This window comes from Weissella sp. MSCH1, assembly GCF_045799135.1.
GTDB lineage: Bacteria > Bacillota > Bacilli > Lactobacillales > Lactobacillaceae > Weissella.
On the sequence record NZ_JBJMBA010000046.1, the window covers coordinates 246,015 to 267,394 of the forward strand.

The following is a 21,380-nucleotide window of genomic DNA, read 5'->3' on the forward strand; positions in this document are numbered from 1 at the left end:
AACTGAAAAAAATATATTGGCCTTTTTCGTGCCATCTCGCCAGAAAAGACTAGAATGATGTTATAAGGTTTTTAACCAGAGAGGGGGCGTTACTATGCAGTACTTATTAATGGGTATTATCGCGGGTAGTCTAACACCGTTTCAAACGGCCGTTAATTCCAAGCTATGGCAATATGTCATTTCACCATTTCTATCATCATTAATTTCATTTCTCATCGGAACCATCTTCTTAACCATTGTCATTTTGGCTAGTGGTGGGCAACTACTCTTAACCAGTCACCAAGTTGCAACCATTCCTTGGTGGGCTTACCTCGGCGGGGTTTTGGGAATGATTGGTTTAACCACCAACATTCTGTTATTCCCCATCTTAGGCAGTGTTCAAACCGTCATTATGCCCATCATGGGACAAATCCTCATGAGTATGGTCATTGATAATTTTGGTCTCTTTGGCGCTGATCACCACGCCTTATCAGCCATGCGATTGGTCGGGGTGGTGCTCCTAATTATTGGTGTGTTAATCGTTGTGGTCTTACCCGGTTATCTGAGTCGCGATAAGCTGACAGACAACGAGCATGCACCCGTTAAGTTACGCTGGTTATGGCAATTAACCGGCGTCATCGTCGGTGCCATGCTGGCTGTACAAGCTGCCATTAACGGCCGGTTCGGTGGCATGTTAGCCTCACCATTACATGCTGCTTGGGTATCATTTGTCATCGGATCAATCCTGCTATTCATTGTTAGTTTAGCCCAACGGAGCTTGCCTAACGTAGCCAACTTGGCCCGCAATAAGACGCCTTGGTGGATTTGGTTGGGCGGTTTTCTAGGTGCCATCTATATTTTCTCAAACGCCTTCTTGGTCCCTAAGATTGGGACCGGTACGGTTGTGGTTTTGGCTCTATTAGGTCAGGTTATTGGTAGTCTGAGCATTGATCAATTCGGCCTACTTGGTGCCTTTAAAAACAAGATTACCCCAATCAAAATCATTGGCTTAGTCATTATGATTGCGGGGGTTGTCCTCATTGAAATGATGTAACTTGAATCGCTACTAGCTCAACCACAGCACATAGGTTTAGCTGGTAGCTTTTTTGATATAATTAACACACTATTAGAAAATAAGAGGATTATGACATGACCAACATCCAAACTGACCTGCTCATTATTGGCGGGAGTGACGCTGGTATCTCGGCAGCTTTACGTGCCCGTGAGCTCAACAAGGACATCCGAATTACGATGGTCCTTGCCGACGAATTCCCGAACCTTTCAATCTGTGGTATTCCATACGCGGTCAGCCAGGAAGTTTCTGCTTGGCAAAATTTGGCACATCGAACGGTCAAAGACTTAGAGGCGTACCAAATTGATTTTTACATGAACACTTGGGCAACTGCCATTAATCCAACCGCCCACACGGTCACTGCCACACGTGGTGAGGAAGCAGTCACTTTTGCTTACCAACACTTAATGGTAGGGACAGGCGCAGTCCCCAAAGAATTGCCACTTACTGGCGCAGGCGATGGTATCCACGTCCTACACACCATGGGCGATTTCTTTGACATCGAAGCCCAATTGGTGCAACACCAGCCAAAACGGGCAGCCATCATCGGTGCGGGGTACGTGGGCATCGAAATGGCGGAAGCTCTCACACACCGTGATGTCGCTGTTTCGTTATTTCAACGGGGGCCTGAAGTACTATCGACCATCGACGCTGATCTTGCAACACCCATTAATGACGCATTGACGCAAAACGGCGTGCAGGTTTTCACCAACGCTACCGTTACCGAAATTGCCCAAACACCAACTGGTTACCGTTTAATTGGTGGGGCTACCGACGAAACTTTTGATTTTGTCCTGGTTGTTGTCGGTGTGCGGCCAAACAGTACATTGCTTGAGGAAGCCGGTGCTGAAGTCACAACTAATCATGCCGTGATTGTGAACGACCGCATGCAAACTAACTTACCCGATATTTACGCGGCAGGTGATTTAGTCCAAACGAAACACCGCCTCCTTGGTGATACCTATTTGCCGCTTGGAACGACGGCCCACAAGCAAGGGCGCGTTGCCGGTGCGAATATCGTGGGACGTCAAACCCACTTTGCCGGGATTCTTGGATCACAAGTATTGCGCGCCTTCGATGTGATTGCTGCCCGAACTGGTTTGTTACCTACTGAAGCTACACAGGCCGGTTACACCCCAATCACAACAACTGCGGTGGTGGATGATCACAAGGGGTACTATCCCGGTGCTGAAAAAATTACAATTCGCATCACCGCTGATCGCCAAACACATCGCCAGTTAGGTGCGCAATTGGTTGGTAAATACGGTAGTGAAGTTGCCAAACGAGCCGACATTTTTGCGACTGCCATTTATAACGACATGACCGTGGAAACCTTCAGCGACCTCGATTTAACTTACTCACCAGTCGTTGGTGCACCATGGGACGCGGTCCAAGCTGCCGTCCAACAACTTGAAGCCCAATTAGATTCCTAATCACAATAAAACGCGTGAGATTAATGCCTATCTCACGCGTTTTATTGTTATGATGCCTTTTTCTGATGATTCTTATTATCAACATGACTACCAATTAACGCCGACGCGCCGGTCATGAAGCCTGCTAAAATAGCCAAAATAATGAAGCTAGGAATTGTTAACCCATTTTTAAATACCATGATTCCAATCAACCATGCCAAATAAATGATGCCGGTTAATAATCCGCGCTTAATTGGCAGTAAATATAAAAACGCCGCTAGTACGACGGCTACCATCCCCCACGGATAGTCAGCCCAAATCGGTCCGCCCGTCATCAGTGCCCACAGCACCGGCCACACAATCACAGCTCCCAGCAATATTAATAATTCTTGCGTCCCTGTCATTTTTCTACTCATCGTTATCGCCACCCTTCTAACAAAATTGTAGCAAATTGGTTCAGCCTTGCAAAAGTATCATTGTCAAACTGACGTTGCGTGACGTTATTTGTTAATGACGTATAAAAAGACGCTAAACCACAACTAAAGGTGGCTTAGCGTCCCAATTTTATTTTGTATTCATTTTATCTTCCAAGCGACTCATCCACCAACCTAACCATGTGCCAAGTGCCAATAGCACAACGGAAATCGTGATATGGATAATGGTGAAGTCCTTAAAGTCGGTTGGCACAATCATAACCGTCGACGCCAGGACAATTCCAAAAATTGCGTGGAATAATTTCGCATATGCAATCTTGAAAATATAGGCCATAAACTTTGACAGCAGGGCGATAATCAACACTAAGCCAATCAAAATGGGAACCAAGACACTCAAATCGCCATGTTTAATCCCGTCACTCATCCCCTTATATAAGCCCAGATAAATTAAGAAATTCGATGGGCTCAGGCCGGGTACAATTAGTCCCAGTCCAATCAAAGCACCCGCTAGGACCCACGCCCCGAAACTTGCTTCAATTTTTGAAAACAAAGGCGCACCAAACAACAAAAATGCCAACATCGCAGCAAAGGAAACAACCATAATCACCACATCAACCGGCGTTCGGCCTTCTTTGGCTGCATCACGCCACAATGACGGCAGGGTGCCGACAATCGCGCCGACGAAAAACCAGAGCGCCACACTTTCATGTTTCCCAAGTACGAAGCTAATTGCAAAGGACAACAAGAAAATGCCAAGCAAGGCACCAATGCCCACGGGCATGAAGTATAGCACATTCTCTTTGAATCGCTTAAACGGATTCGCTAAGAACGTAATGATGCGCTCATATAACCCAAACACTGCAGCCAGTGCGCCACCGCTAATGCCGGGCAAGATAAAGCCCGAGCCAATTAAGGCGCCTTTAACAGCACGGAAGATCCAATCTCCTGGTTGTTTTCGCATGGTTAATCCTCGTCTATTCTTCAGAAAAATTCGCTTTAATACTGCCATTTTACCGGAGTCACTAAAACAGGACAACAGCCTCTAAGGTTTCGACAACAAATAGTAATCATGTTGCGAACATGCTACCATTGAAGACACTACAGAGGATTGAGGTGAGCCATTATGATGACTTATACACGTAAAGCACGTCTATCTGATTTAGACGCAATACTAAAAATTACCGACCAAGCCGTGGCATTCTTGGCAAGTCAAGATTCACCGCAATGGCAAGGAAATGATGGACCAACTCGTGCAGAATTTGAAACAGCGATTAACGCTGGTGTCGCATATGTCTTAATCTATGACGAACAAGTTGCCGGTGTTGCCAAGTTAATTCCTGGACCGGAAGTAGCTTATGACAATATCGATGGTCAGTGGGACGGCAATGCCACTACCTATATGACCATCCACCGCGTAACTGTCGATGGCGAAATTCGCGGCCAAGGTTTGGCTCAGCAGCTGCTCCATGATTTAATTGTGATTGCTCGTGAACAAAATTTCACGGATATCCGCATTGATACCCATGAGGTGAACACAATTATGCAACACGTCATTACCAAACTAGGCTTCACCTATCAGGGAATGATTATGTTGCCAATTGCCAATGGTGACCGTAAAGCTTATCAACTGCTTCTCGACTAACCCTTTTCATACTGTATTCCTCGGAAGGTGTGCTATTATTTTTGCAAAGAAACCGAGGTGATTCATAATGAAAAATGTGTTGGTACTAGGCGCTACCGGAAACGTTGCGCAATATTTTATTGATAGTTTTGCTAATGTGGCGCCTGATGATATGCAATTAACATTGTGGGCCCGTAATTCACGCCGCTTGCCCCGTTCTCAGCATGAGGCTTATCAAGTCTATGAAGGGGACATGTACGATGCGACAACATTGGTACCAGCCATCGCTGATGCTGATATCATCGTTAGCTTCATCGGTTCATCACCAATGCCAACGTATGCCCAATCGCTAATCGATGCCATTAACATGAGTGGTCGTACAATCGACCGTGTCATTTGGCTCGGCGCCGGCGGCATGATGGGCGAAACGATTGGCGGTGAAGGTCGTATTGCCCGTTCGATGCCCGGCTACTTCAATCAACAACTGCGTGGTGGTGAAATGTTGATGGGGGCTGACTTTGACACAACCATTGTCAGTCCTGTGATGTTCCACGGTGGACCAGCCGGCAAGCCAATTATTTTTGATAGTCATGAAACGACACCTGCGCAAACTGTTTCACGTGAAACGATTGCGCTAGTCTACTTAGAAGCCTTGTTACAAGACAAGTGGCGTAATCAAATGATTACAGTTGGTGATCGTAAATAGAAAAACTCCCGTCAAACGAAGACGATATGCTTCGTTTGACGGGAGTTTATTTTTTAAATGTCTTGTTTATGCTTCGTCCAAAATGAGTAACCACCAACCATGACAATAAAGAAGATGATTGTCGCAATCACAGATACCTGCGTCGCCTTATCCAACACCAAGATAACCAACACGGCTAAGAAAAAGGCAATCGTTAAGTAACTGGTTGCTGGGAACCATGGCATCTTGTATGGATTTTCGATTGATGCCTCGGTTGCCTTGTACTTGATGTGTGCAACCATAATCAAAATCCAAACAAAGATAAAACTAATTGTTGCCACACCAGTAATTAGCGTAAAGATTTGTGATGGGAAGAAGTAGTTTAACAACACGACGGCCAAGAAAATCAATGACGATGCCAACATACCAGTGACTGGCACCATGTTCTTTGAAATCTTCGCCAACGACTTTGGCGCTTGCTTGTTCTTCGCCAATACATACAACGTGCGTGACGTTGAGAAAATCGCTGAGTTTGCGGCTGACAACGCTGAGGTTAGCACCACAAAGTTCACAATATCAGCGGCAAACTTAATGCCCATCCCTGCAAACACTTGCACGAAAGGTGATTGGGCCGTATTGATATCATTCCAAGGATAGATTGCCATAATAATCGCAACCGCACCAACGTAGAACAACCCGATTCGAACAGGTACTGAGTTAATGGCCTTTGGTAGATCACGCTCTGGGTCTTCCGTTTCACCAGCCGTTAGTCCCACCATTTCAATACCCGTGAAGGCAAAGATAACCATCGGAAAGGCCATTAAGAAGCCGCCAAAGCCGGTTGCGAAGAAACCACCGTGGTCCACCAAATTGGCGAATGAAGCTGTGTGCCCACCAGTATGGAACCCAGTCGCAATCAAGCCTAATCCAGCAACAATCAAAGCTAAGATGGCGATCACCTTAATGGATGCGAAGCCTGACTCCAATTCACCAAACCAGCGCACATTCACCAAATTCAACCCGACTAGTAGTAACACCACAATCAATGGTGTGACCCACTGCGGAATGAAGGGGAACCAATAGCGAAGATAAATACCGGTCGCTGTTAAATCAGCCATCGCCAAACTTGCCCAACTCAACCAGTAGGCCCAGCCGATGGCAAATTCCCACTTGTCACCTAAATATTCGCGGACAAAATCAATAAATGAGCGCATTTTCGTATTCGATAATAACAACTCACCAACCGCGCGCATCATGAGATAAGCAAAAATACCAGTTATGGCATATGCCAAAATAAGTGATGGCCCGGCTGCCTTGATGGCTGACCCAGAACCCAAGAACAATCCTGTTCCAATTGCACCACCGATGGCAATCATCTGAATGTGCCGCGACTTCAACCCACGTGATAACTCACGTTGCTCGTTTCCGTTTTCCATATTAAAAACCTCACTGCATGGGGTACAAAAAAAGTCCCCATGCCAAATTAAATTTGACATAGGGACGTTAAATAACGCGGTTCCACCCTAATTCTTGGTTAATCATCCTAACCAAGCAACTTAATTACGGGTAATTTTTGTTTCTCCAAAAGTTCCACGTTCGATAACAATGTACTTGTTTGCACCAACCACAAGCTCTCTAAAACATTGCATAATCGAACACCTCTTTCTTCACCGAGACGCCAATTAGTAACTTAACTATAAAGACTTCTAAAAAATTAGTCAAGCGTTGTGACCTACTTGGTCTTTTCAACCAGTGATTCAAAATGCTTCACATCAACACTCTCACCAACAACCGTTAGCACGTCCCCGATTTGAATCATTTCACTAGACTCTGGTGCCACATTAACCTGACCTCGCGACTTAATTGCAATCACGTTAAGGCCATAATTTTTGCGAATATTTAATTCTGAAATGGTTTTATTCGCAAATTTCAAATTCGCAATCTTAATTTCACCCAAGGAGTGCTTATCACCCAAATCAATATAATTAATCAAATTAGGCGTCATGATTTGTTCCGCTAATCGTTGGGCCATTTCATGTTCAGGCCGCACCACCTGATCCGCACCAACCTTTGCCAATACGCGGGCGTGCAAATTATTTTCGGCCTTAGCAACCACATGTCGTACACCCATATCCTTCAACAAAATCGTTGTCAAAATTGACGCTTGCTGATTGTGACCGATTGCCACAATGACGTGATCAAAGCTTGGTAAATCCAAATCTCGCAAAGCATCCTCATCTTGTGCATCGGCAATCACAGCGTGTGTCGCCTTATCCATGTAATTTTCAACCAAGGCAGGGTTACTATCGATAACCAATACATCCTGACCAGCCGCAATGAGCGATTCTAATAGCGAGCTACCAAACCGGCCCAAGCCAATCACGGCAAATGTTTGCTTCATTATGTTGTCTCCATTTTTTATTAATCTTTATATCATGCATTAGACACCCTAACCCAGGGCGTTTTGATCATCGTGCAGTCCTAAACTACCAACGTGACCTTTCGACTTTATTTTACCACTTCATCACAAACTACCTAAAAATCGGAAGTAAACTTGCATTAAGTCCGATTAAATGCCTACAATAGCATATGTTAAATTCTGCACTTTGTGTGAACTTATAAGAATGTAGAGAGAATTAGAGTTGGTAATTAAATTTGGGAGATTGTTACCACTCATGAGTACTATTTCGCGCGTTGCCGCGCTTTTTTCAACAGCTGCATTGGGTAGCATGCTGTTAACAACATCTGTTTCAAGCGTTACAACGATTGTCGCTGCCGCTGAAACAAATCAAACACAACAAACTAACGCTCTGACGTTAGCTGATGGCACCTATGATACGACCGTTGCCGTCTACAAGACTGGCACGCAAGAAGATTCAGCTATGATGTCATACGTCGAGAGCAAGGGATCAATGACCATCAAAAACGGATCAGTGACCCTTGATATTGCCATGAAGGGTCAGTCACAGATGGATATGATGACCGGCTTTACAGTTGCCGGCCACGCAGCCACAAAGTCTGGTACCCATTGGACCGTGACTTTACCCGTCAGCGAATGGGCAGCCCCATTTGCAACCAGCATGGTGATTGACGTGCCAGCTATTTCTTGGCATGAAGAGCCTTCTGCTGATTTAATGGTGACACCCATCGTCCCGGACAAGCCGGCTGATACGAATGATACCGATAGCGATGCCATTCTGTCAGCCGACGTACCAATGACCGCTAGCGATAACATGGATCGTTTTTTTAACCCCACTGCTGAGCTAGCTGTCAAAGGGGAGACAACTGACGTCACCCTGTCATTCAAGGATAGTGTTAGCAATATGCTTAACACGATTACTGACGTGACTTTTGATGGCGTTACACAGCCTCTAAATGGTAAAAAGGCCATCACATTCAACATTCCCACGAAGGACTTAAAGCCCGCCAACGGTAAGTCAGTCACATTAGCATCTTTCACTAGTGTACCAATGAGTCCGACGAAAGGATATAAATCAGATTTAACTTTTGATTTAACTAACGTACTACCAGCTAAAGACTTAACAACTGGGTCTTACAAATTAGCCGTTTCAGCTGACGGTGGGATGGATAAATGGTTTGATACAAATTTCCAGACTGACCTCGGCTGGTTGACATCAAAAGTGACCGTTGCCTACCAAGAGTCTAAGCAAGGGATGCTCAGCATGATTCCAACGGTGACATTTGATAACATCACCAAGCCGGTCAATGGCGAACGCTTCGTCACTTTTGAAATTCCAACCAAGGATTTGTCACCAGATGACACAAACGTTGCTAAAATTGCGTCGTTTACGAGCGTGCCAATGAGTCCAAGTAAGGGTTATCAATCAAACTTGTCATTTGATATGACACCGGCCCTTGGGTCCTCTTCTGAAACACAACCAGAGGCGCCTGCTCAACCGGAGCAACCAACGGATCCAGAGACACCATCCGTGCCAACTACGCCGGAAACACCAAGTAACCCTGCGACGCCACAACCCGGTCAACAACAATTAGCAAATGGTACCTATACCGTCCCATTCGCTAACTACAAGACCGGTACAAACAATGCGTCAGCAATGAATAACTACTTGAAGACGCCGGCCACCGTGACCGTTAACGGCAAATTAGCCCACATTGATATCGCAACCAGCAGCCAGGCTATCATGGATATGATGTCAGACTACAAGTTCAATGGGGAAGCTGCTAAGCGTCAAGGTACGCACTGGCTAGTTACGTTACCAACTGAGGCGTTGTACAAGACGATTACGACAAGTATGACGATTTCAATGAATGGTCAAGTGATTGAAAAGCCAACGGCCGACATGGTTTTTGACACTAGTAATGCTGCTGCAACTGGTGACAAGGGCGAAACTGATGAAAAAGGTGGCGCTGGTAAGCCAGATGCTAAACCAGAAAATGATACCGATGAATCAACATCAAATAAAACGGGAAAGCCCGCTAAAAATGCGGTCGTGCGTGCGTTGAAAATTTTACGTGCCGATAACGATGAAGCTTCAATTGCCACCCAATACTTTCACACGACCATTAAATTAGCTAAAAATGCTGACGGCTCATATTATGGTTATCTAACGACCCACACACCAAAGTTGATGGGTAAAAATCCAATCCGCTTTACTGATAAGAAGCATGATGTTTCCTTAGTAGAGACGAAATTGGTTAACAATTACTATGAATCAACTTACCGGATGAAGTTGCAAAAGTCTGAATTGACAAAGCCAATTGCCACAACGATTCACGTGCAATTTACAGAGCCAATTCCTTATAACGAAAACTATGAGATTCGTTTGGTCATCGGTAAAGTATTGAGTGATAAGGGAAGTGATTTGCCAACCGGCGCAGATAAAAACGGCACACCTAGTGGCACTGAATCGAACACGAACCAGTCAGATGTTTCACATGAAACAACGCTGACTGATGTAAATGATCGTACGAATGCTACGACACCTACAACAAGCATGGGGGTAACCGGTGTTGGGACAACAATGCCATCCCCAATTGCTAACGTGCCAGGTACAGCCGCTACGACAACACTGGCAACAACGCCAGCTACACAAACAACGGCCACACCAACCACTGCGACGTCATTGCCTGTCGCAGTGGCTGCCCAAACAGCTACGCAACCAGCTGCAACTACTGACAAGCCAGCTAAGTCGACCAACAAGGCTAAGCACGCCTCGAATTCAAGTCAATCTAAAACCGCTAAGGACACACCAGCTACCGAGCAAGCTAACACGCACGATGACAAACAACCGTCATCAATTAAGCGGGCGGCTTTGATTGGTGCGGGCGTTGCATTAACGGCAGCAATCGGCTTCATTGGGACAACCATGGCCGTCAATTTCTTCAAGATTCGGTAGGCGTAATATCATGACAATCAAATCATTTTTGCTAAGTCTAATTAGCGGTATTACCCTACTAACTGCTGCACCAACCGTGTTTGGTGAAACGTATAACGCACCCATGCAAGTCTTAGAAAACGGGACAAATAGTGCATCATACGCCTCAGCTTACTTTGCCAATTCAGCAACGGTAACGCCAAACGGTGATCAATATACTGTGACATCAACGGTCACAACTGACACATCACTTGGTGATTACCCTGTTCAAATGTTAAGCATTGACGGTAGCGGGGTAACGACCTCACGCAGTCAAAGTGGCAATAAACAAACGATTACGTATAGTTTTGTCACATCAGATTTGAAAGCACGGCACAACGCCAACATTAAGGTCGATGTTGATAGCATCAATTATCACCATAACTACACAGTTGGTTTGGTACTCGACACAGCCAACGTACCAGCTCCAGCACCGGCCGCATCAGCAACATCCGCTGATTCAACAGCAGCATCGACTTCGATTGCGGCTGTTACAAGCAGTCAAACGACCACAACCAGTCACGTTGCAGCGACATCAAGTAGCCATGAGACCCGTGAAGCAACTAGTTCTGCCGCACAAACAACAACGGCTGAATCTGTGACAACGAATTCAGCTGCCGAAACGTCAGCGTCAAGCACGTCAGTATCTACCAGTGCGACAAGCACGGCCGGTAAGACTGAGTCTGAGGCGCATGCGACGACTTCATCATCTGCGAAAACGCCAACTAAAGCTGCCAAAAAGAGCGCCCCTGCACAACAAAAATCAGCAGATCAAACCACTGATCAGGCTGCAACTTTACCGGTTGGCCTAATTATTGGAGCAGGGCTGGCAATTGGTATTTTAGGTGCCTTGGCTACCGTCTTTTTGAAGAGGCATTAAGCAATGCAGAAAAAACAACAAGCCTTACTTGGTATCTTATTAGTGATTTTAGTTGGGTTAACAGCCGGCTGGTATTGGCTATCAACCCAATCTGCTACCTCAACAACCCATCACACACAACAACGCGTGATTGTCACAACCAACGCGCAGGCTCAGATTTTTAATCAATTAGCCATCCCCTTAGTTGGGGTGCCAACACCTGGTGATAACCAAACCTTGCCAAAGCGTTATGCAAAATTACCCCAAGTCGGTAATCACGTTGCCCCTAATTTGGAACGCATTGCAAGTCTGAAACCAGATATGGTTTACTTGGACCAGGCCTTAGTGTCTGACTATGAACAAAAACTCAAAAGTGCCGATGTCCAAACAACGGCCTTGAATTTTTCAGATTTAGACGCCTTACGCGAGAGTATCAAAACCATTGGGAATAGTTTTAATCGTCAACAACAGGCTCGCCAACTAAATACCACCCTGAACTTAAAAGCTATCCATCCGAAACATCGGCCCAAAGTGGCTTTGTTAATGGGGATGCCAGGTGGCTCTTTCCTAACTGGGACGAAGCATAGTTATGTCGGCGATTTAATTAACCGCGCCGGTGGGACTGTTATCGGAGCTGGGGATGGTGCTTATACCACAATGAACGTTGAACAGATTGCCGCGGCACAGCCGGATGTCATCATCACGATGGCCCACGCCATGCCAAAACAAGTCTTTCAAAGTTTCGATGAACTGTTTGCTCAGCCGGCCTGGCAAGCCTTACCAGCAGTTAAACGGAACCAGGTTTATCAAGCATCCGAGCCCACGTTTGGGATGACAGCTAATTTAAATGCACCAGCGGCCTTTAAGCAATTAAAGACGTGGTTGCAAACGAATTAGAAAGTCGGTAAAAGACTATGAAACAGCTTTATAACTGGATTTTAGGTGGGGTACTACTAATCAGTATTGTCATTGCGATGCTCATCGGTAGCACAACCATTGCGATTCATGATCTATGGCAAGGTAATGCCCAAGCCTGGCATATGTTACTCACTTATCGACTGCCACGCATTATCATTGCAGTCGTCGGTGGTGCAATTCTTGGAGGCAGCGGCTTGCTCTTACAAATTGTTTTACGTAATAGACTGATTGATGCGTCAATTCTAGGGATAATGAACGGTACCCAATTCTTGACGATTGGTAGTTTAATTTTGTTGCCGGCTAGTTTAAATTGGCACGTCGGAGTAGGAGCTCTTGGTGGGATTTTAATTATGATTGGTTGGCGTCTATTTATCCCTCAAAATCGTCCCCGCTTGCAAATGGTGTTAATTGGCATTGCAACAGCGATGACATTTCAAGCCTTAACCAATATCGCCAGTGAAGGATTCGGGTTACCATTACCATCATTAAGCACCGTTACTTGGGCTGACGTGATGCAATTACTCATTATTGTCATGATTGGCCTGATGTTATTAATTCTAGCCTGGCCAAATCTAAAGTTTTACGCCTTATCGGCCCAACAAGTTCGTTTGTTAGGCTTTAACGAGCCGCGCACAATGTGGTTGATCCTCATTGCCGTCGGCGTTTGGACCGGGGCCTTAACCGCATTACTTGGTGTGGTCTTCTTTTTGGGGGCTATTTTGCCACAAATCGCGCGTTTAATGGCACCGCGTACAAAATCCCAGCAATTACTGCCAGCAACCATGTTGTGGGGCAGTTTGCTCTTAATCAATGCTGACACGGTTGCTAGAACCATCTTAGCGCCAAAAGAATTGGCAACAAGTGCCGTTCTACTGGCAATTAGTGGACCGTTATTTGCCGTTATGCTTTTGAAAGGAAGTCGCCATGCTACAACTTAAAGACGTTGACGTATACCGTGGTGAGCAACAAGTCCTCTCAAAAGTGACAGTTGATTTACGACCGCAACAGATTACTAGTCTCATCGGGCCAAATGGTTCTGGTAAGTCAACGCTACTCCAGCTGCTTACCAAAGCATTAGAACCTCGTCGCGGTATAATTACTGGTCGGCCCTTAAGTATCGCTTTATTAGCACAACGAAATGAGCTCCATGAGCCCTTGACCGTACGTGAATTATTAACGATGACCACAGACGTTATCGACGATACGGTTGTTGCATTGCTTCAACTAACGACTTTACTTGAAACGCCGATGCCTGAGCTTTCTGGTGGTCAACAGCAACTTGCTTGGCTAGGATTCGTCTTGCAGCAACAACCTGAACTGGTTATTTTAGACGAGCCAACAACCTACCTAGACTTGCAGTACCAGCACTTATTCTTAGAAACGCTACGGCAGTTGCAACAACAACGCCAATTTACTGTGATCATGGTGTTACACGATTTAACGCAAGCCTTTGCTTATAGTGATCAGATTTGGTTGCTAAACGACCGTGGCCAGCTAAAAAGTGGGGCCGTCGCTGATATGGCTGATGTCGATCAATTATCAACGACCTTCAAAACCCCCTTAACTGACGTTATCGTGAACCAACAGCATTTGATTGTGCACGCCTGACGACACAGGGATTAACATAAAACTAAAAAACCGCCTGACAATACGCTGTCAGGCGGTTTTTTTGGCGATGGGTTACTTCTCAAAATAAGTCTTCCATTGCGTATTAATATTAGCTCGCTTAGTTGATTCGCCCCAGAATGGCACCTTCACAACACCAAGCACCTTATCCTTGTTCACAAAGCCCCAGTAACGTGAGTCGTTTGAAACGGTACGGTGGTCTCCCAAAACGAAATACTCGCCCTTAGGCACCTTAACCGTCTTCTCACGTTGCCAACCCATGTGGTCACCAAGTTCCGTCAAACTTGACCAGTTACCAACATTGTTGACCGTATTAGTTGCTGTTTGCTCAGACTCTGGAATGAAATCTTGGTCAACAGCCTTGCCATTAACCTTAATCACCCCATTTTCAGCACTAACCGTATCACCAGGCATACCGATAACACGCTTTACGTAATCCTTGTGACCATCCACTTCTGGATCTTCACCATAAGCGTCAAACACAATGACACTACCACGGTGAATCTTTTCAGGCTTCAGAACGAAAACACGCTCGTTGTTGGTCAAATTTGGTTCCATAGATGTGCCGTCGACACGTACTAGTGTGAACCAATACGTCTTAATCAACAAGGCAATAATTAATCCGATCGCAATCGGAATTACCCAAGACATAATCTCGCGAAATGCTTTCATGGGTGGTCTCCTTACATCATTTTTATTATTCTCAGTTTAGCACACCTAAAATAAAAAAGCCCCGCAAATTGGCAGGGCTTTAGGAAACATTCAGATAATAGACTGCTTCACAACAAAAAAATCGCCATGTGGCGATTTTTTGATGATTAACGCTTGTGTGAACGCTTCGCCTTACGAATCGCGCGTTCACGATCACGCTCTGCTTGCTTCTTTGCTTCACGCTCGCGACGAATTTCAAATGGGTTTTGAATGGTCCACGTTTGCGCAACTTGGAAGGCGTTTGAAACCACCCAGTACAATGACAAGGCTGATGGTACATTAATCGCAAAAATGAAGATCATAATTGGCATAATGTACGTCATTGACGTTGTCATCCCGTTCTTTTCAGGTTGTCCCAACATGACCAAGTATGATGAGGCAAATGTAAACAACGCTGCTAAGATTGGCAAAATGAACAAATGGTCATGTTGACCTAATTGTGCCCACAAGAATGTCCCGGTTTCCAGTTGCTTCGTCGTACGAATAGCCGTATACAACGCAATCAAGATTGGCATTTGAACAATCAAGGGTAACAAGCTGGCAAATGGGTTAACACCCGCTTCCTTATAAAGGGCGCTTTGCTCTGCTTGCATCGCAGCCATTGATTCCGTATCACGATTTGGATACTTGGCTTGAATAGCCTTTAAGGCAGGGGCAACTTCTTGCATCTTACGCATTGAACGCGTTTGATAAACCATCAATGGCAAAATCAACAAACGAATCAACAACGTAAAGACAATAATTCCCAACCCATAGTTATTTCCAAACCAGGCTGAGACACCCAAAATTGAGCGTGAGAAGTTGGCGATGATGATTCCATGCCAGAATCCGGTACCGGCTACATGTCCCTTAAACATCACACCAGCAATGATCATGATAATTAAGGCAATGACAGCTGTAACGGTAGAGCGCGTTGAAAATACTTTCTTAGCTGACTGCATCGTTTTTCTCCATATAATAGGTTGTTTTTAGTTTTCGTCCTGGTCGACAAACAAATTTGCCAACTTGAAGACGTGTTCCAAGTTCTTTTTAATGATCGCCATGTCTTGGTCATGAGCTGATGGGCGGGCAATCACCAGAATGTCGACATCTTGACGCAGATTTGGCTTAAATTCCAAAACACTTTGTCGAATGCGACGCTTCACCCATACACGCTCGTGGCCACGCAGCCCAACTTTCTTTGAAACCGAAATTCCCAAGCGGAAGTGGGTTGGTTGTTCACGCTCCATCGTGTAAACAATAAACATTTTGTTTGCGACCGAGTGATGTTGCTCGAATACCAATTGGAAATCGGCTTCTTTCTTAACACGGTAACTCTTACGCATATGTTTGCTCCAGACTTTTTTGAAGACAATAGAAAACGCGTGATTCAGCCAAAATGGCCGAACCACGCGCGATCGTTATCAGTAATCCTAATAGAAGGCCTGACCTAATTAGGCTGACAATACCTTGCGGCCCTTTTGGCGGCGACGTGCAAGCACCTTGCGACCGTTGCTAGTGCTCATGCGCTTACGGAAGCCGTGTACACGCTCGCGGTGACGCTTCTTAGGTTGGTATGTACGCTTCATGTGAATACACCTCCCATTCGTAGTTAGATTTGGCCTGCGGTTGGCAAGGCCAAACCACAATTCGTATTTCAGTGTATCACGTAAGGTTCCGGTTGGCAACCTTTCTAAAGCACTTAATTCTTTTTTAACAAAAATTAAGTGTAACTGAACTTACTAATAGTATAGCACAACGCGAAATCGTCATGTTCAATTCTTAAGGCCTTAACTTTTTCTTTAAAAAAATTAAACAATCATCACCTACGAGTTATCCAGAAAGTAACGGAGCGTTATGTTTATAAAATTCAGGCATGTAACAGAGTGTTAGTTTAGTTTTCCCCAATATCCACATTTTTTCCACAATCTACACAGGGGCTAGTAACTTTTCCGAGCTACCCCTGTGCATATGTGGATAACCGCTCAAATAGTTGATGTATCAACTTTAGCTTATTAACAAAGACTTGTAAATATCTAGTTTTACCCCTAACTTATCCACAGATATCCACAAACAACGTAAAAATCGAATTCACATCAAGTTGATAACTAAATTTTGGATATTAACAGGCTGTGGATATCACATAACGTTATTCAAATTCGCGAAAACCCTTGATATATCAGCGATATTCGCTGTGGAAAACTTATCCACACCCTGCTACAATGGAATCTGTTGAATTGCGCTTCTTAAGAAATTTAAGATTAGCGAACGTATTGTGGATAACTTCCACCCAAAGATTCAGATACTTCTACTTTTTAAGGAGGTCGTCCCGATGGATCCTGTCCAGCTTTGGAACGCCATTAAAGAAGAGCTACGCGAGTCCATCTCAACTGGCTTCTCCTTTGCTAATTACGTCGATACGTTGACGCCTTTACAAGTTTTAGAGAACAAAAACAATACGGTCACCTTACATTTATCGACCAACCACGAACAAGTGGCTGACGAATGGCTAAACCCAAGTAGTTCTTACTATCTCGCTTTCATGCAAGCAGCTATGACAGCAACGATGAAGCTGTATGGTCAACCAACGTTTATCGTGCCCTCGGTGACTTATATCTCACCACAACCAACTTCATTATTTGAGGTACCGGCCACTGATGCCGCTCCTGAACAAACAAACGCTACTGGCACTTCACCAGTAGCGGCTGATTTTGTTACGCAATCAATTTTGAATCCCGAATTCCGTTTCGAAACTTTTGTGTCTTCTGATGAGAACCGCGAAGCATATGCTGTTGCGCAAGCGGTTGCTGATAACCCTGGTACCCAATGGAATCCACTATTAATCTATGGTGGCGTGGGACTTGGTAAGACGCACTTGATGCAGGCAATTGGGAATAAAGTTTTAGAAAACAATCCCAACGCCAAAGTTAAGTTCATTACGACTGAAGATTTCATCAACGACTTCACGGAAGCTTTGCGTCGTGGTCAAAAAGAGACTGAAGCATTTAAGCGCGAATATCGCTCGACAGATCTCTTGCTAGTTGACGACGTCCAATTCTTGGCTGGTAAAGAAAAGATTCAAGAAGAATTCTTTAATACCTTCAATGCCATTACGCGAGAAAATCACCAAATCGTCCTGACATCAGATAAGTTGCCAAAAGAAATTCCTGGTCTAGAAATGCGTTTGGTCACGCGTTTCGGGCAAGGTTATTCAGCAAACATTACAAAGCCTGACTTACCAACACGTGTAGCCATCCTACGTAATAAGTCAGATCAAGAAAACCTCAATATTCCGAATGATGTGATTGACGAAATCGCCGCGGCTGTTGATACAAACGTCCGTGATTTGGAAGGGGTTTTCAATCAAGTTGCTGGTAAGCTACGATTCGCATCGCAACCGGTCACAGTTGATACTGCTCGCGACATTCTTGAGACAATGAACTTCAAGCGTCAACGCGCCATCACGATTCCTATTATCCAAGATACGGTTGCAAAGTTCTTCGACGTAACCGTGCAAGACCTTAATGGTAAGAAGCGTAATAAGGAGATCGTGGTACCACGCCAAATCGCCATGTATTTGGCGCGTGAACTCACCCAAGACTCTTTGCCGCAGATTGGCCGGGCCTTTGGTGGTAAAGATCACACAACAGTGATGCATTCAACTGAAAAAATCGATAACGCAATTGAAAATGATGCGCTATTAGCTGATCAAGTTCAGAAAATTCGTGAAGAGTTGAGCAATTAGTTTGAATGACCATTGTGAATTATTCACGAAGTTACCAAAAGTTTTCCACAGGGTTGTATACATATACCAATCCTTGATGTAATGGTATAGCTGAGGGTTTTACACATTGTGCACACCCCTTATTACTATTATTATTTTTTTATTAATAAATAAATCAGTCAGTAAGCGATGCATGCGCAGCATGCCGAGCAAAAAAGGTTGAGGAGATAATCATGCAATTTACAATTAATCGAGCTGTTTTCATCAAAGCCATGAATAATGTCAGCCGTGCAATTTCATCACGTACATCAATGCCAATTTTGACAGGTGTTAAATTGGTCCTTGATAACAATGGCCTAACATTGACCGGTTCAGATACAGATATCTCAATCGAAACAGTTATTCCAGTAACCGATGATCAAGCAACCTTGCAAGTATCTGAACCAGGTGCCTTGGTTTTGCCAGCCGCCTTCTTCTCAAATATTGTTAAGCGTTTGCCGGGCGAAACATTCACCCTATCAAACACAACTGGTTTCCAAGCTAAAATCACTTCTGAAAATTCAGAATTTGATATTAATGGTCAAGATGCTAATAACTACCCACACTTACCAGAAATTGAAGTTCGCAACAATTTGACGTTGCCAGCTGAAACATTGACTGAAGTGATCGGTCAAACCGTCATTGCTGTTTCAAAGCAACTTAGTCAACCAATCTTGACTGGTGTGCACTTTATTTTGGCGGGTGGTAATTTGACAGCGGTCGCAACTGACCGTCACCGTTTAGCCCAGCGAACAGTTGCGTTTGGTGATTCAGATGTTAGCGCCGACATCATCGTGCCAGGTCCTTCATTGAACCAATTGCAAGCAATGTTGGACGAAGTCGAAACAGTGGATGTTCGTGTGGCTGAAAACCAAGTTATTTTCCAACTCGGCGCTAACACAACGTTCTACTCACGTTTGTTGGAAGGAAACTACCCTGATGCTTCACGGTTGATTCCAACTGAAAAGCGAACGACTTTGACGATTAATGCTCGTGACTTGCTTCAAACAATTGAGCGTGCCGCCTTGCTTAGTCACGAAGGACGTTCAAACGTTATTCAATTTACGGTTAGCGACGAAAAGTCATTGATTTCATCAAATTCACCTGAAGTTGGACGCGTTGAAGAACAAATCTTTGCGGCTGAGACAGCTGGTGATGAATTGACGATTTCATTTAACCCTGATTACATGCGTGAAGCATTGAAGTCCTTTGGAGATGAGCAAATCCAAATTGGATTTAAGACTGCGTTGGATCCATTTACTTTGGTACCAACCAACAATGAAACAAACTTTATTCAATTGATTACACCAGTGCGTACTTACTAATTACCGCAGTGCGTAATTTATAGGCTAAAAAGCCGAAAATTGCTGTTTAAGGAAAAAACAGTAATTTTCGGCTTTTTTGTTTCACATGTCGCCAAAAGCCTCAGAAAGGCTCTGACGCCTTGATTACATTGAATAAAGCAAAAAAATAGCGTATAATAAGACTACTTATGGAAACATTTCTCAGTTGGGATTAACCCCCGACAGAAAGGATATTGAAGTGGCTAACGAAGTGCACATTCAAACGCCCTACATTACGCTAGGACAATTATTGAAGGAAAAAAGTATCATTTCTACTGGTGGCCAAGCGAAGTGGTACCTACGCGAAAATACGGTTTTGGTTAACCAAGAACCCGATGATCGCCGTGGACGCAAGCTTTACCCAGGTGACGTGGTCGCAGTGCCATCTGGTGAGCGATTTGTCATTAACGGGATGGGTGCTGAAGCAGACTAATGGAACTGCTTGAGCTAAAACTAAATAACTTTCGGAATTATCAAGATTTAGCGGTGACCTTTTCACCAGGCGTCAATGTCTTTTTGGGACCGAACGCACAGGGTAAGACGAACTTACTCGAGGCAATCTATGTTTTAGCTTTAGCGCGCTCACATCGAACAACTTCTGATAAAGAGTTGATTGGTTGGGAAGGCAAAGAAGCCATGGTCTCGGGCGTGGTGCGCCGCCAATACGGGAAAGTGCCGTTGTCACTTGCTTTTACGAGTAAAGGTAAGAAGGCACGAATGAACCATTTGGATCAGGCGAAATTAGGCACATACATTGGACAATTAAATGTTATTTTATTCGCACCTGAGGATTTAGCCTTGGTAAAAGGTGCGCCGACGATTCGACGGAATTTCATTGATCGCGAATTTAGTCAGATGAGTCCAAAGTATCTTTATATTGCTAACCAATATAAGGGCGTCTTGAAACAGCGTAATCAATATCTGAAGCAACTGCAGTCGAAGCAGGCGAAAGATATGCTGTATCTGGAAGTTTTGACGGATCAGCTAACGAGTTTCGCCAGTGAACTAATTGTGCGACGGATACAGTTAATTAAGAAGCTCGGCGATGCTGCAGCGCCGATTCATGCTGATATTACACAAGGAGGCGAAACATTACGGATTGCGTATGTTTCGCAACTTAATGAAGAAGAATTAGGGGATGAACAGGTCATTAAAGAAGCGATGACGAAGCGTTTTGAACGTTTACAATCGCGGGAAGTAATGATGGGCACCACCCTGTTAGGTCCGCATCGTGATGACTTACGTTTTGATGTTAATGGGCATGACGTGGCGACATTTGGGTCGCAAGGACAGCAACGGACAACCGCATTGGCTGTAAAGTTAGCTGAAATTGATTTGATGAAGCAAGAGACTGGCGAATATCCAATTTTATTGCTAGACGATGTTTTGTCAGAACTAGATACCAATCGCCAAACGCACTTGCTAACGGCGATGCAAAATAAGGTACAGACCTTTATTACGACGCCGTCACTAAGTGATGTGGCCCGTCAATTAATTAATGAACCAAAAGTCTTTAACGTTCGAGCAGGGCAACTTGTCGAAACGGACGATTTGGACAGTGCTAGTGAAGAAAACTAGCGAT

Annotated in this window: 21 protein-coding genes; 13 read left to right on the top strand and 8 right to left on the bottom strand. The window is 44.6% G+C overall.

From position 1 onward, the window contains the following. Nucleotides 1-94 precede the first annotated feature (94 nt). Complete coding sequence (locus ACJ28U_RS11680; RefSeq protein ID WP_407619383.1) at nt 95-1,033, top strand: DMT family transporter; 939 nt, start codon at nt 95-97, stop codon at nt 1,031-1,033. A 95-nt stretch (nt 1,034-1,128) separates the two neighbouring features. Continuing rightward, nucleotides 1,129-2,484 (top strand): FAD-dependent oxidoreductase, encoded by a 1,356-nt coding sequence (locus tag ACJ28U_RS11685; RefSeq protein WP_407619384.1) that lies wholly within the window; start codon nt 1,129-1,131, stop codon nt 2,482-2,484. Nucleotides 2,485-2,531: 47 nt separating this feature from the next. On the opposite strand, the gene ACJ28U_RS11690 is transcribed toward ACJ28U_RS11685, so the two are convergent. Next, entirely contained in the window at nt 2,532-2,879 is a 348-nt protein-coding gene (locus tag ACJ28U_RS11690; protein WP_407619385.1) for a hypothetical protein, read from the bottom strand. A 148-nt stretch (nt 2,880-3,027) separates the two neighbouring features. Next, the gene (locus ACJ28U_RS11695) at nt 3,028-3,858 is read right to left on the bottom strand and encodes a DUF368 domain-containing protein (protein ID WP_407619386.1); all 831 of its coding nucleotides are present in this window, start codon (nt 3,856-3,858) and stop codon (nt 3,028-3,030) included. 162 nt (nt 3,859-4,020) lie between these two features. Between ACJ28U_RS11695 and ACJ28U_RS11700 the strand changes: the two genes are divergently transcribed. Next, the gene (locus ACJ28U_RS11700; protein WP_407619387.1) at nt 4,021-4,539 is read left to right on the top strand and encodes a GNAT family N-acetyltransferase; all 519 of its coding nucleotides are present in this window, start codon (nt 4,021-4,023) and stop codon (nt 4,537-4,539) included. A 67-nt stretch (nt 4,540-4,606) separates the two neighbouring features. Further along, the gene (locus ACJ28U_RS11705) at nt 4,607-5,224 is read left to right on the top strand and encodes an NAD(P)-dependent oxidoreductase (protein WP_407619388.1); all 618 of its coding nucleotides are present in this window, start codon (nt 4,607-4,609) and stop codon (nt 5,222-5,224) included. 53 nt (nt 5,225-5,277) lie between these two features. Here ACJ28U_RS11705 and ACJ28U_RS11710 read toward each other — a convergent pair whose 3' ends face one another. Further along, nucleotides 5,278-6,639 (bottom strand): amino acid permease, encoded by a 1,362-nt coding sequence (locus ACJ28U_RS11710; protein WP_099087589.1) that lies wholly within the window; start codon nt 6,637-6,639, stop codon nt 5,278-5,280. Nucleotides 6,640-6,935: 296 nt separating this feature from the next. Beyond that, complete coding sequence (locus ACJ28U_RS11715; protein ID WP_407619389.1) at nt 6,936-7,604, bottom strand: potassium channel family protein; 669 nt, start codon at nt 7,602-7,604, stop codon at nt 6,936-6,938. A gap of 274 nt (nt 7,605-7,878) precedes the next feature. On the opposite strand from ACJ28U_RS11715, the gene ACJ28U_RS11720 reads away from it, so the two are divergent. From ACJ28U_RS11720 to ACJ28U_RS11740, 5 genes are read left to right on the top strand one after another with little or no spacing between them, the layout of a single operon-like run. Continuing rightward, on the top strand, nt 7,879-10,581 hold the full coding sequence (locus tag ACJ28U_RS11720; protein WP_407619390.1) for an NEAT domain-containing protein: 2,703 nt from the start codon (nt 7,879-7,881) through the stop codon (nt 10,579-10,581). Between the two features lie 10 nt (nt 10,582-10,591). Continuing rightward, nucleotides 10,592-11,479, top strand: a complete 888-nt coding sequence (locus ACJ28U_RS11725) for an NEAT domain-containing protein (RefSeq protein ID WP_407619391.1) — start codon at nt 10,592-10,594, stop codon at nt 11,477-11,479. Between the two features lie 3 nt (nt 11,480-11,482). Continuing rightward, complete coding sequence (locus ACJ28U_RS11730; RefSeq protein WP_407619392.1) at nt 11,483-12,355, top strand: ABC transporter substrate-binding protein; 873 nt, start codon at nt 11,483-11,485, stop codon at nt 12,353-12,355. A 17-nt stretch (nt 12,356-12,372) separates the two neighbouring features. Next, a complete protein-coding gene (locus ACJ28U_RS11735) occupies nt 12,373-13,314 on the top strand; it encodes a FecCD family ABC transporter permease (RefSeq protein ID WP_407619393.1) in 942 nt (313 codons plus the stop codon). Beyond that, nucleotides 13,301-13,984 (top strand): ABC transporter ATP-binding protein, encoded by a 684-nt coding sequence (locus ACJ28U_RS11740; protein ID WP_407619394.1) that lies wholly within the window; start codon nt 13,301-13,303, stop codon nt 13,982-13,984. Before ACJ28U_RS11735 ends, ACJ28U_RS11740 begins: the two co-directional genes overlap by 14 nt. Nucleotides 13,985-14,056: 72 nt before the next feature. Here the strand turns inward: ACJ28U_RS11740 and lepB are convergent, their stop codons facing one another. From lepB to rpmH, 4 genes are all read right to left on the bottom strand, one after another. Further along, nucleotides 14,057-14,674 (bottom strand): signal peptidase I, encoded by a 618-nt coding sequence (gene lepB, locus ACJ28U_RS11745; protein ID WP_099087582.1) that lies wholly within the window; start codon nt 14,672-14,674, stop codon nt 14,057-14,059. A 146-nt stretch (nt 14,675-14,820) separates the two neighbouring features. Next, nucleotides 14,821-15,654: a YidC/Oxa1 family membrane protein insertase gene (locus tag ACJ28U_RS11750; RefSeq protein ID WP_010372586.1), complete on the bottom strand. Its 834-nt coding sequence runs from the start codon at nt 15,652-15,654 to the stop codon at nt 14,821-14,823. A gap of 27 nt (nt 15,655-15,681) precedes the next feature. Further along, nucleotides 15,682-16,038 carry a ribonuclease P protein component gene (rnpA, locus tag ACJ28U_RS11755; RefSeq protein WP_043709390.1) on the bottom strand — a complete coding sequence of 119 codons (357 nt, stop codon included), beginning with the start codon at nt 16,036-16,038 and terminating at the stop codon, nt 15,682-15,684. A gap of 108 nt (nt 16,039-16,146) precedes the next feature. After that, entirely contained in the window at nt 16,147-16,281 is a 135-nt protein-coding gene (rpmH, locus tag ACJ28U_RS11760; RefSeq protein ID WP_002828338.1) for a 50S ribosomal protein L34, read from the bottom strand. A gap of 743 nt (nt 16,282-17,024) precedes the next feature. Between rpmH and dnaA the strand changes: the two genes are divergently transcribed. From dnaA to recF, 4 genes are all read left to right on the top strand, one after another. Further along, the gene (dnaA, locus tag ACJ28U_RS11765; RefSeq protein WP_099087581.1) at nt 17,025-18,437 is read left to right on the top strand and encodes a chromosomal replication initiator protein DnaA; all 1,413 of its coding nucleotides are present in this window, start codon (nt 17,025-17,027) and stop codon (nt 18,435-18,437) included. 212 nt (nt 18,438-18,649) lie between these two features. Further along, entirely contained in the window at nt 18,650-19,780 is a 1,131-nt protein-coding gene (gene dnaN / locus ACJ28U_RS11770) for a DNA polymerase III subunit beta (RefSeq protein ID WP_010372570.1), read from the top strand. Between the two features lie 217 nt (nt 19,781-19,997). Continuing rightward, nucleotides 19,998-20,231 (top strand): S4 domain-containing protein YaaA, encoded by a 234-nt coding sequence (gene yaaA / locus ACJ28U_RS11775; protein ID WP_010372567.1) that lies wholly within the window; start codon nt 19,998-20,000, stop codon nt 20,229-20,231. Further along, entirely contained in the window at nt 20,231-21,376 is a 1,146-nt protein-coding gene (recF, locus tag ACJ28U_RS11780; protein WP_407619395.1) for a DNA replication/repair protein RecF, read from the top strand. The genes yaaA and recF overlap by 1 nt, the downstream gene beginning before the upstream one ends. Nucleotides 21,377-21,380: the final 4 nt, after the last annotated feature.